This is a genomic window from Tardiphaga alba (assembly GCF_018279705.1).
GTDB lineage: Bacteria > Pseudomonadota > Alphaproteobacteria > Rhizobiales > Xanthobacteraceae > Tardiphaga > Tardiphaga alba.
Window position 1 is genome coordinate 857735 of sequence record NZ_CP036498.1, and the last position, 12266, is coordinate 870000.

The 12266-nt window shown below is 61.5% G+C and carries 7 protein-coding genes, 1 rRNA gene and 1 riboswitch (1 of these 9 cut by a window edge); of the genes, 6 read left to right on the forward strand and 2 right to left on the reverse strand.

Annotated features, from left to right (window positions below; genetic code table 11):
* Nucleotides 1-10: 10 nt before the first annotated feature.
* The gene (locus RPMA_RS04075; protein WP_211911654.1) at nucleotides 11-862 is read right to left on the reverse strand and encodes a chorismate mutase; all 852 of its coding nucleotides are present in this window, start codon (nucleotides 860-862) and stop codon (nucleotides 11-13) included.
* A gap of 180 nt (nucleotides 863-1042) precedes the next feature.
* Nucleotides 1043-1122, forward strand: a riboswitch (SAM riboswitch).
* An 83-nt stretch (nucleotides 1123-1205) separates the two neighbouring features.
* Between RPMA_RS04075 and metX the strand changes: the two genes are divergently transcribed.
* From metX to RPMA_RS04100, 5 genes are all read left to right on the forward strand, one after another.
* On the forward strand, nucleotides 1206-2414 hold the full coding sequence (gene metX / locus RPMA_RS04080) for a homoserine O-acetyltransferase MetX (RefSeq protein WP_211911655.1): 1209 nt from the start codon (nucleotides 1206-1208) through the stop codon (nucleotides 2412-2414).
* Entirely contained in the window at nucleotides 2411-3079 is a 669-nt protein-coding gene (gene metW, locus RPMA_RS04085) for a methionine biosynthesis protein MetW (RefSeq protein ID WP_211911656.1), read from the forward strand. The genes metX and metW overlap by 4 nt, the downstream gene beginning before the upstream one ends.
* 419 nt (nucleotides 3080-3498) lie before the next feature.
* Entirely contained in the window at nucleotides 3499-4152 is a 654-nt protein-coding gene (locus RPMA_RS04090; protein ID WP_211911657.1) for a TIGR02594 family protein, read from the forward strand.
* A gap of 373 nt (nucleotides 4153-4525) precedes the next feature.
* Nucleotides 4526-7162 carry an ATP-dependent chaperone ClpB gene (gene clpB, locus RPMA_RS04095; protein ID WP_211911658.1) on the forward strand — a complete coding sequence of 879 codons (2637 nt, stop codon included), beginning with the start codon at nucleotides 4526-4528 and terminating at the stop codon, nucleotides 7160-7162.
* A 74-nt stretch (nucleotides 7163-7236) separates the two neighbouring features.
* Nucleotides 7237-7875 (forward strand): NAD(P)H-binding protein, encoded by a 639-nt coding sequence (locus RPMA_RS04100; protein ID WP_211911659.1) that lies wholly within the window; start codon nucleotides 7237-7239, stop codon nucleotides 7873-7875.
* A 6-nt stretch (nucleotides 7876-7881) separates the two neighbouring features.
* Here the strand turns inward: RPMA_RS04100 and RPMA_RS04105 are convergent, their stop codons facing one another.
* Nucleotides 7882-9945 (reverse strand): M23 family metallopeptidase, encoded by a 2064-nt coding sequence (locus RPMA_RS04105; RefSeq protein WP_211911660.1) that lies wholly within the window; start codon nucleotides 9943-9945, stop codon nucleotides 7882-7884.
* 873 nt (nucleotides 9946-10818) lie between these two features.
* Between RPMA_RS04105 and RPMA_RS04110 the strand changes: the two genes are divergently transcribed.
* Nucleotides 10819-12266 (forward strand): 16S ribosomal RNA (locus RPMA_RS04110); it runs 36 nt beyond the window's last position.

A 12266-nucleotide genomic window follows, 5' to 3' on the forward strand; every position in this document is an offset into this window, starting at 1 on the left:
TGGAAAGAGATCAGGCTTGCGATGCGCCGTCTGCGGGCACCGTATAGCGGGTTGCGTGGCTGCCGACGAGGGCGGAGGACCGCACCGAGGCCCCCGCTGCGATCAGGGCAGCCTTGATGCCGTCGAAGGTCTGCGGCGCCGAGATGGAGACCAGCAGCGAGGCGCCGTCGAAGGCGGTGTCCGGCACCACGACCACATCGGCCAATGGCGCCAGCGCGCGGGCGATCTCGGCGTTCCAGCCGGAGACACGGACGCTCCAGCACTCTACCTCGGTGACCATGGCGCTGTCGGCCACGCGCGAGACCACGAAGACCGGCAGCGCGGCCGGATGGTCGGCGCGCTCGATGAAGGGCAGGCGGGCGATGATTTTTGGCACGCCCTCAGCTTCCAGCTCATGCCACCACGGCGTCTGGCCGGAGGTGGCCGAAACCAGAGCAAGGTCGCCCTTGGATTTGGCCACGGCTTCGACGGCTGCCTGGGCGCTGAAATGCGAGATGTAGGGCACCGTAAAACCGAAATGGAAACGGGCGGAATCGCGCATGGCGCTTTCGCCGAGCGACAGGTCCGCATGCAGCGAGAATGGCGCCTGGACATAGGTGAAGGTCGAGATGATGACGCGCCAGATGCCCTCGACGGTGTCGATGGGCAGGATGCCGCGATGGCGCTGTACCAGGCGGCGCATCATGTCGGCCTCGCGGGCCGGGCGGAACGCGGAGCCGACCTCCTGGGTCTGCTTCACCGAGATCAGCCGGTCGATGATGTCGCCGCGCGACATCAGGAGCTGATGCACCTGCGCGTCGATACTGTCGATCTCCTGGCGCAGTTCGTTCAGCGACGGCGGGGCGGGGGGCAGTTTCGACATGAAAACGGACCTTGGCTGACTGGCCCCGGCACGCAGGCGGTGTCCGGGCACGGCCCCTGATTAGGTAAGACAGGGGCCGAAAGCAAAGAAAACATGACAGCTATTCTAAGCGCTGGCGCTTGGGCAAAGCGTCCATGCTGACCCTATATTGACGGTTGGCCGAGGTGGGACTACGATCCCTACCTACTCCGTGGTCATTTGAGCCGGCCGGCTTGCAGCCACGTTAAATAACTCGCTAAACAGGCCGGGGACGTTTGCTCCCGGCCGAACCGTATGTTCAGGCCGGGTTTTTTGTGCCCGGTCTCGATGTGGAGGACTCCCCAAGCGGGAGCCGGGTATCGAGATGGTCAATGTTCTGCCCCTGAAGGGCGTTTCGGTGGATGGCGAGGATCGCCTTCACGAAGCCAATCATCCGAGTTCGCTGGTCGCCAAATTCGGCGCAGACCAGCCGCTGCGGCTCGATTGCGGCGTCGATCTCGCGCCGTTCCAGATCGCCTACCAGACCTACGGTACGCTGAATGCCGACAAGACCAATGGCATCCTGATCTGTCATGCCCTGACCGGTGACCAGCACGTCTTCAACAAGAACCCCGTTACCGGAAAACCGGGCTGGTGGGGCACCATGGTGGGGCCGGGCAAGGCGCTCGATACCGACCGCTATTTCATCATCTGCTCGAACGTGCTCGGTGGCTGCATGGGCTCGACTGGCCCGGCTTCGATCAATCCGGCCACGGGCAAAGTCTGGGGCCTCGATTTCCCGGTCATCACCATCCCCGACATGGTGCGCGCGCAGACCATGCTGATCGACCGCCTCGGCATCACCCAGCTGTTCTCGGTGGTTGGCGGCTCGATGGGCGGCATGCAGACGCTGCAATGGACCGCGGCCTATCCCGAGCGCGTGTTCTCCGCGCTGGCGGTGGCTTGCGCGACAAAACATTCCGCACAGAACATCGCGTTCCATGAGCTTGGCCGTCAGGCCGTCATGGCTGATCCCGATTGGCGCGGCGGGCGCTACTTCGAGGAAGGCACGCATCCACATCGCGGTCTCGGTGTCGCGCGGATGGCCGCGCATATCACGTATCTGTCGGACGCCGCGCTGCATCGCAAATTCGGCCGCCGCATGCAGGATCGCGAGCTGCCGACATTCTCGTTCGACGCCGATTTCCAGGTGGAGAGCTATCTGCGCTACCAGGGCTCGTCCTTCGTCGAGCGTTTCGATGCGAACTCCTATCTCTATCTCACCCGCGCGATGGATTATTTCGACATCGCGGCAGATCATGACGGCAGGCTGGCGGAAGCGTTTCGCGACACCAAGACACGTTTCTGCCTCATGTCTTTCACCTCCGACTGGCTGTTCCCGACGGCGGAATCGCGTGACGTCGTGCATGCGCTGAATGCCGGTGGCGTGCGCGTGTCTTTCGCCGAGATCGAAACCGACAAGGGCCACGACGCCTTCCTGCTCGATGTGCCGGAATTCATCGACATCGCCGATGCGTTCCTGAATTCGGCGGCATCGGTGCACGGCCTTCCCGTTGCGGAGGCCGCGAAATGAACGCTCCGCAACAGGGCCTGCATTTCAGCCTCGCGCGCCCAGCCTCGCGCGGTCTCGAAAACTATCGCGGTGATCACCTTCTTGTCGCCGATATGATCCCGGCCGGCGCCAAGGTACTCGACGTCGGCTGCGGCGACGGTGATCTGCTGCAGCTGCTCGAAAGCCGGGGGATCGATGGCCGCGGCATCGAACTGTCGCGCGAAGGCGTGAACCGTTGCGTCGGCAAGGGCCTTGCGGTGGTGCAGGGCGATGCCGACACTGACCTCATCAATTATCCCGACGACGCCTTCGACTATGTGATCCTGTCGCAGACGCTGCAGGCCACGCGGCAGCCGAAAGTGGTACTGGAAAACCTGCTGCGCATCGGCCGCAGTGCCATCGTGTCGTTTCCGAATTTCGGTTTCTGGCGGATGCGGATGCAGCTGCTTGTCGGCGGGCGCATGCCGCGCACCGAGAACCTGCCGGCGACATGGTATGACACGCCGAACATTCACTTCTGCACCATCAAGGATTTCGTGCATCTGTGCGACGAGATCAATGTGAAGATGGAGCGCGCGGTGGCGCTCGATCTGCAAGGCCGCCCGCTGCGCCTCAACGCGCCCTGGTGGTTCTGGAATCTGTTCGGCGAGCAGGGCGTGTTTCTGCTGCAGCGGGCGGGGAAGTAATAATCTCCGCCCCTCATGGTGAGGAGGCGCGTCAGCGCCCTCTCGAACCATGAGATATCTGAGCTCCGCAGCCATCCTTCGAGACGCCTCTGCGCGGCTCCTCAGGATGAGGCGGAGGAGGTGTCTGCGCATAATACACGCGTAGACTCGTTTCATTGCACCCCAAAGGTGCAACAGAGATAGCTAATTCAAATAGGTATCATGCGAAAGCCTCCCGCTGAGCGGGAGGCTGTCATGTGTTTACGTCTTGTAAACGTTAAGCTTGGGGGCAAAGTCGCGTTCAGCGCCCGAAAATGAGCCAAATTCGCACCGTTCCGGGTCTTGCTTTTGTCACATCCGGACTGTTTTCAAGCACCCCTCAACAAGTTGGAGCGTGTTTCCGATCTGGGGATCGGATGAATTTCGAGGGTTAACTTTCTATGGTTCGTTTCGTTGCGTATCGTCGCGCACTTCGTCTTTCTGCTTTGGCGCTGTGTTCGACTGTTCTGTTTGCTTCCATCTCGCCGGCCTCTGCACGGCCTCAGCACGGCGCCTCGCGCTACAAGACCCATCACGTCAGCAAATATACTCACAGCTCTCGCAAGCATGTCCGGCATCGTGCGCGCTATGTCGCGCGTCGGCACGCGGCACGCGCTGAGCAGCAGGCGCCGTCCTTCGGCGATAGCGCCAATTTCGCAAATGCCAATGCCAGCATGAACCAGCCCGGTGGCGGCTTCGGCGGCTCGGGCCTGGTTGAGACTGCACGGAGCTTCATCGGCCGCGGCAACCCGACGGCGCGTGGTCGTTTGTGGTGTGCGGCTTTCATGAACCTCGTGCTGAAGCGTTCCGGCCATGCCGGCTCGGGCTCGGACATGGCGCGCTCGTTCTCGAGCTATGGCCAGCGCCTGTCGGGTCCGCAGGTCGGCGCCATCGCGGTGATGTCGCGCGGCCGCCGCGGCGGCCATGTGGGCGTCGTCTCCGGCATCGATGCCAAGGGCAATCCGATCATCGTGTCCGGCAATCACGGCAACCGCGTAGCGGAGTCCACTTACTCCAAGGGCCGCGTCTACGCTTATGTGATGCCGTCGAGCTGACGGCTCTTTCTTCCCTCTCCCCCAAGCACAGCAAAGCTGTGCGGGGTGGGAGAGGGTGGATGCGCGCCACTTGGCGCGCAGACGGGTGAGGGGTAGCCACAAGCTCTGAGCCCAGCAGTACCCCTCATCCGTCTTCGCTTCGCGAAGCCACCTTCTCCCACAAGGGGAGAAGGAAGAGGGAGCGCCCCCGGCCAGCCCGGCACCAGCCTATTCTGGCAAGCTTCCCCGGTCGAAATTTACCGTCCAGCCTCTTCCTTTTTCGGAACCGTGTGCCCACATTTCGGTCAAGCTGGTTTTGACGCCAGCGACACCCAATGAAGATGCCCAGGTCGTGCTTTCGAGGCGAAATGGGCAGGCCGAGGGACAACACACGATGAACATTGAAAAATACACCGAACGGGTGCGCGGCTTCATTCAGTCGGCGCAATCACTGGCCGTGCGCGAAGGCCATCAGCAATTCACGCCACTCCACATTCTCAAAGTCCTGCTCGATGACGGCGAAGGTCTTGCCGGCGGTCTGATCGACCGTGCCGGTGGCAATTCGCGCGCGATCCTGAAGGCGACCGAGGAACAGCTGAACAAGCTGCCGAAGGTTTCCGGCTCGGGCGCCGGGCAAGTCTATCTCGCCCCCGCGACAGCGCGTGCGATGGACGCCGCGGAGCAGGCCGCAGACAAGGCCGGCGACAGTTTTGTCACCGTCGAACGCCTGCTGCTGGCGCTGACTCTGGACAAAGATTCAGAGGCCGGGCAGCTGCTCAACAAGGGCGGCGTCACCCCGCAAAATCTCAATTCGGCGATCAATGCGCTGCGCAAGGGGCGCACGGCGGATTCGGCCACGGCCGAAAACGCCTATGACGCGCTGAAGAAATATGCCCGCGACCTGACCCAGGCGGCGCGCGACGGCAAGCTCGATCCGGTGATCGGCCGCGACGAGGAAATCCGCCGTACGATCCAGGTTCTCTCGCGGCGAACCAAGAACAATCCCGTCCTGATCGGCGAGCCCGGTGTCGGCAAGACCGCCATCGCCGAGGGCCTGGCGCTGCGCATCCTCAATGGCGACGTGCCGGAGAGCCTGAAGGACAAGAAGCTGTTGTCACTGGATCTCGGTGCCCTCATCGCCGGCGCAAAATATCGCGGCGAGTTCGAGGAGCGGCTGAAGGCCGTGCTCGGCGAGGTGACCTCGGCTGAAGGCGGCATCATCCTGTTCATCGACGAGATGCATCAGCTGATCGGCGCCGGCAAAGGCGACGGCGCCATGGATGCGTCGAACCTGCTCAAGCCCGCATTGGCGCGCGGCGAGCTGCACTGCATCGGCGCCACCACGCTGGATGAATATCGCAAGCATGTGGAGAAGGACGCGGCGCTCGCGCGGCGCTTCCAGCCGATCTTCGTGGCCGAGCCGAGCGTCGAGGATACGATCTCGATCCTGCGCGGCTTGAAGGACAAATACGAACAGCATCACGGCGTCCGCATTCAGGACTCGGCGCTGGTCGCGGCGGTGACGCTGTCGAACCGCTACATCACCGATCGCTTCCTGCCCGACAAGGCCATCGACCTGATGGACGAGGCCTCGGCGCGGCTGAAGATGCAGGTCGATTCCAAGCCGGAAGAGCTGGATTCCATGGATCGCGAGATCATCCGGCTCAAGATCGAGCAGGAGGCCCTGAAGAAGGAGACCGACGCCGGCTCGAAGACCCGGCTCGAGAACCTTGAGAAGGAGCTGGTCGAGCTCGAGGAGAAGTCGGCGGCGCTGACGCAAAAGTGGTCGGCTGAGAAGAACAAGCTCTCCGATGCGCAGAAGCTCAAGAGCGAGCTCGATGGCTTGCGCCTCGAACTCGCAGATGCGCAGCGCCGCGGCGAATATCAGCGTGCCGGCGAGCTGGCCTATGGCCGTATTCCGGACCTCGAAAAGCGGCTGGCCGATATCGAGGCGAGCGAAAATTCCGGCGAGATGATGGAGGAGGCGGTCACCGCCAACCACATCGCGCAGGTGGTCTCGCGCTGGACCGGCGTGCCCGTGGACAAGATGCTGGAAGGCGAGAAGGACAAGCTGCTGCGCATGGAGCAGAGCCTTGGCCAACGCGTCGTCGGCCAGAGCGAGGCCGTGCGTGCGGTCTCGACCGCGGTACGTCGTTCACGCGCGGGCTTGCAGGATCCAAACCGACCGATCGGCTCATTTATGTTTTTGGGACCCACCGGCGTCGGCAAGACCGAGCTCACCAAGGCGCTCGCCGCCTATCTGTTCGACGACGAGACGGCGATGGTCCGGCTCGACATGTCCGAATATATGGAGAAGCACTCGGTCTCGCGACTGATCGGCGCCCCTCCGGGCTATGTCGGCTATGACGAGGGCGGCGCGCTCACCGAAGCCGTGCGGCGGCGGCCCTATCAGGTCGTGCTGTTCGACGAGGTGGAGAAGGCGCATCCCGATGTGTTCAACGTGCTGCTGCAGGTGCTCGATGACGGCCGCCTGACCGATGGTCAGGGCCGCACCGTGGACTTCCGCAACACGCTGATCATCATGACGTCGAATCTCGGCTCGGAATTCCTGGTCAACCAGCCCGAGGGCGAGGATACGTCGGCGGTTCGTGACTTGGTGATGGGCACGGTGCGCGGCCATTTCCGCCCCGAATTCCTCAACCGCGTCGATGAGATCATCCTTTTCCATCGGCTGCAGAAGAGCGAGATGGGCCGCATCGTCGAGATCCAGTTCGCACGGCTCACAAAACTGCTGGAAGATCGCAAGATCGTCCTGGAGCTGGATGCGGCGGCGCGCGACTGGCTCGCCGAGAAGGGGTGGGATCCCGCCTATGGCGCGCGTCCGCTCAAGCGGGTGATCCAGCGCAGCGTGCAGGACCCGCTGGCTGAGATGATCTTGGCCGGCGACGTCAAGGACGGCGATCACGTTGAGATCAGCGCGGAAGGGAATGTGCTGACCTTCAACGGCACGCCGGTCGGTGCAACAGAAATTGACGACTTCGATGTACCGGCGAAGCGGATGCTGAACTGAGCGGCGATATAGATTGATAGAAAAGCGGCCTGAACTTTGCGGTTCAGGCCGTTTGCATATGGGGGAGATGAGAGATGACACGCATTCTGGTCGTGGGCGCTTCCGGTCTGGTCGGTGGCCACGTCATCACAAGAGCGCTGGCCGATGATCACATCACGCGCGTCGTCGCGCCTACGCGGCGGCCGCTCAATGCGCATACAAAGCTCGATAATCCGCTGGTGGATTTCGATCACTTACCGGCGGAGGCCGACTGGTGGAGCGTCGATGGCGTGATCTGCGCGCTGGGCACCACGCGGGCCAAGGCTGGCTCTGATGAAGCATTCCGCACGGTCGATTATGACTATCCGCTCGCCGTCGCTCGCCTGGCGCATCGCCATGGCGCCGCGCGCTTCGCGCTAAATTCGTCGCTGGGCGCGGATGCTGGCTCACGTCTGCTCTATCCGCGTACCAAGGGCGAGATCGAGAACGCGATCAAGGCGGTCGGTTTCTCCTCATGCACCATCGTGCGGCCCGGATTGATCGGCGGCGATCGCGATGAGTTTCGTCTGGGAGAGAGGGTGGCCGCAGGTGTCCTCGGTATATTTGGCGCGATGCTGCCGCGGCGTTACCGGATCAGCCCGGCGGAGAAGATCGCCGATGCCCTGATCGACGCAGCGGTGACCGACGCTCCGGGGATACACCTGATCGAGGCAGATCGACTTGCAGGAGACTGACGGCTCTTAGCGATTGCTGATCGATCGCGTCTGTACTGGTGGCGTGCTGCCGGTGGCGTCGGAAACCCGGGCGGGGCCGCGCATGGTCATCTGGCCATCGATCCGGTCACGTTCTTTCTCGAAGCCGGCCATCATCGGGCCTTCGAGCGAACGGCCGCGCGGTAGGCGCACGCGCATCGGATCGACGAAGCGGCCGTTGACGAGAATTTCGTAATGCACATGGGCGCCAGTCGACATGCCGGTGGAGCCGACGAAGCCGATCACCTGGCCCTGGCGGACGCGCTTGCCGGGCTCCATGCCCTTGGCATAGGCCGACATATGGCCATAAGCGGTCTCATAACCGTTGTTGTGTTTGACGCGGATATATTTGCCGTAGCCGCCTTCCCAGCCCACTTTCTCGATGGTGCCGTTGCCCGAGGAGAAGATCGGCGTGCCGTAAGGCGCCGACCAGTCCACGCCGGTATGCATCTTGGTGTAGCCGAGGATCGGATGGCGACGACCGCCAAAGCCGGAGCGCATGATGGCGTTATTGACGGGTTTGCGGACCAGGAACTTCTTCGCGCTCTTGCCGGTCTCGTCATAGTAATCGACCACGGAGTCGTCGGCGGTCTGGAAGCGGTAGTATTTCTTGGTCTCACCGCCGACCGTGAGCGAGGCATAGAGCACGTCGTTGCGGTCGGGGTAGGGGGTGCCTTCGTCTTCGCCGGCGAAGAACACATCGAACGAGTCGCCGGGCTGCACCTTGCGCTGGAAGTCGACGTCGTAGGAGTAGATCTTGATCATGTCCTCGATGACGCCGGCCGGCACCTTGTTGCGCATCGCCGTCTCGTAGATGCTCTGATAGAGCCGCACGCCGGTGCCGTCATCTTCCTCGTCGTCGTCCGAGGCGCCCGGTGCTTCAGTGACGGTATTCATGGTCGAGACGTCAACGGCGACATATTTGCCGAGATCAGACAAAGCGGCGACGGCCTCGATGATGGAATCGTTGGCGACGACGACGCGGTAGGGCAGCAAACGCTGGCCGGGACCGGCGGGGGCCATCAGAATACGGATCTTCTGGCCTTCCTTCAGGCTGCCATCGCGGCCTTTGGCGCCCAGCGTGATGGCGATCTGGCGGGCTTCCTCGGGGCTTGCGCCCTGATCGCGCAGGATGGTGAGGATCGTATCGCCCTTCTTGACGATATGGACGCGTTCACCCGTCGGATTGCCGCCGGTGACCTGATCCTTGGTCTTGGCGAGGAGGGTGACGTTTTCCGGCACCACGCGCGTTTCAAAGCCGGCATAGGGATCGGCCGTAGCGCCTTCCGACGCATAGGCCATTTTCATTTCGCTGCCGGCGCCGCTGAGATCTGACGTGCCGCCGATCGAGGCATAACGAACGCCGCCATTGCCGCGCCAGTTCGAGGCGTCGCGCACCCGCATCACCACTTCGTCGAGCGCCACGCTGGCGCCGATCTTCGCTTTCGGCAACACCTGGGCGAGATCGCGGGTGATGAAGGAGACTTCGGCATCCGGCTCGACGGCATCCGGATTGGCCGCGGCCTCTTCGGAGGTGGTTTGCGGGCTGGCGCCGACATCGGTCAGCAGGCGCTGCGCATTGAAGGGCGGGATCTTGGCGCTGAGATCGCTCGTCGCCATCACCAGGTTGCCGGAGATCTTGATGAAGGGCCGCACGCGCATCACGTCGCGATTGCCGACGCGGGTCACGGTCGAGACGCGGAGCACCTGGCGCGCCGTCGCGGCTTCGCTCGGCGGCGGCAGGCGATCGGCTTTATGCAGGCTGGCTTGTTTGTCGTTCGGGCTGACAGCGCCGCGCAGTGCGCTTTCCACACGCTCGGGCAGTTTCGCGAAGGTCATCTCGCCGTCGAGCGACGCAAAAACGGCGCCGCCGATCAAAGCCGCGCCGCACAGACCAGTAAGAATAGTACCTGAAAACCATTGTACCGAGACGCGACGGCGATCGATCACCGCGGCTTCGGAGCCATCGACGGACAATGGCGGCTCGTGGCCGAGATCGATCATCCCGGTCTCACGATTGATGGCGCCACTGCGTGACAGTCCGTAGTTCAAGCCACAGTCCCCCAAAGTCCCGTCGTCATGCGCTGAGCGTCCCCGGCTCGGGCGCATGGATGGTCGAACAGCGCGGGCCAAAATGCTGGCCCAATGTCCGATCGTCAATGCTGCAGAGGGGCTCGTGCCGTCTTCCGTCTTCTATGCTGCACATCCCGCGACCGCTACCAGCGATCCATCCACTGATCGCCGTCCCGCTGTCTGCGCAGTTTCCTTGCATGCATTCTGTGGCAGGAACCGAAAGATCATCCAGTTCCGTCAAAGAATCTTCACGCAAGGTGCGGCCAGAACGCCGGAGCAATGTGGCTCTTATGCGGCGTCACCTCTGAAAAACCTACGCTTTTCCGCCTCGGAAGAATCTTCCACATTGCGTGACGATTTTCTGACGAAACGCGTTGACAGGTCCGGGAGCCTCCGCCTATAAGACGGCCACTGAGCGCGGCGGCGCCGGGGCCAAACGGTCCGGGCGGTCGAAGGCGCTTCGGAAATCAAAATTCCGATAAGTACCACAGTAGCCGATAGGTGTCGGCTGCTGAATTCTTGTCGAATACTGGTTTTCGCGAAATTGTCCGCATTTGCGGATTGGCACGTTGGTGCCGGGCTGTTTGACAAGTTGAGAAGAAGAAAGAGAAACGTGGACGGCGGAGTCCTTGCGGGTCTTGGTTCTGAAGCATTCGGCGCGAGCTGGTGTTGAAGGGCAGAGACCGGACGAAAGACTTCGGCGGCACTACGTTTTTTACAAGGAAACACCATCGCTGTTTTTGCGCTGTGAAGCGCGGACGGCATGTCGGTTAAGGCTTCGGCTTTGATTGACGTAGAATGGTGGGATCCTCGTCAAACGTTGTGATTATGCCGGTTCAAAAGTTTCAAGTCCAACTTGAGAGTTTGATCCTGGCTCAGAGCGAACGCTGGCGGCAGGCTTAACACATGCAAGTCGAACGGGCACTTCGGTGTCAGTGGCAGACGGGTGAGTAACACGTGGGAACGTACCTCTTGGTTCGGAACAACACAGGGAAACTTGTGCTAATACCGGATAAGCCCTTACGGGGAAAGATTTATCGCCGAGAGATCGGCCCGCGTCTGATTAGCTAGTTGGTAGGGTAACGGCCTACCAAGGCGACGATCAGTAGCTGGTCTGAGAGGATGATCAGCCACATTGGGACTGAGACACGGCCCAAACTCCTACGGGAGGCAGCAGTGGGGAATATTGGACAATGGGGGCAACCCTGATCCAGCCATGCCGCGTGAGTGATGAAGGCCCTAGGGTTGTAAAGCTCTTTTGTGCGGGAAGATAATGACGGTACCGCAAGAATAAGCCCCGGCTAACTTCGTGCCAGCAGCCGCGGTAATACGAAGGGGCTAGCGTTGCTCGGAATCACTGGGCGTAAAGGGTGCGTAGGCGGGTTTTTAAGTCAGAGGTGAAATCCTGGAGCTCAACTCCAGAACTGCCTTTGATACTGGGAATCTTGAGTATGGAAGAGGTGAGTGGAACTGCGAGTGTAGAGGTGAAATTCGTAGATATTCGCAAGAACACCAGTGGCGAAGGCGGCTCACTGGTCCATAACTGACGCTGAGGCACGAAAGCGTGGGGAGCAAACAGGATTAGATACCCTGGTAGTCCACGCCGTAAACGATGAATGCCAGCCGTTCGTGGGTTTACTCACAAGTGGCGCAGCTAACGCTTTAAGCATTCCGCCTGGGGAGTACGGTCGCAAGATTAAAACTCAAAGGAATTGACGGGGGCCCGCACAAGCGGTGGAGCATGTGGTTTAATTCGACGCAACGCGCAGAACCTTACCAGCCCTTGACATGTCCAGGACCGGCACCAGAGATGGAGCCTTCTCTTCGGAGCCTGGAGCACAGGTGCTGCATGGCTGTCGTCAGCTCGTGTCGTGAGATGTTGGGTTAAGTCCCGCAACGAGCGCAACCCCCGTCTTTAGTTGCTACCATTTAGTTGAGCACTCTAAAGAGACTGCCGGTGATAAGCCGCGAGGAAGGTGGGGATGACGTCAAGTCCTCATGGCCCTTACGGGCTGGGCTACACACGTGCTACAATGGCGGTGACAATGGGATGCTAAGGGGCGACCCCTCGCAAATCTCAAAAAGCCGTCTCAGTTCGGATTGGGCTCTGCAACTCGAGCCCATGAAGTTGGAATCGCTAGTAATCGTGGATCAGCATGCCACGGTGAATACGTTCCCGGGCCTTGTACACACCGCCCGTCACACCATGGGAGTTGGTTCTACCTGAAGGCAGTGCGCTAACCGCAAGGGGGCAGCTGACCACGGTAGGGTCAGCGACTGGGGTGAAGTCGTAACAAGGT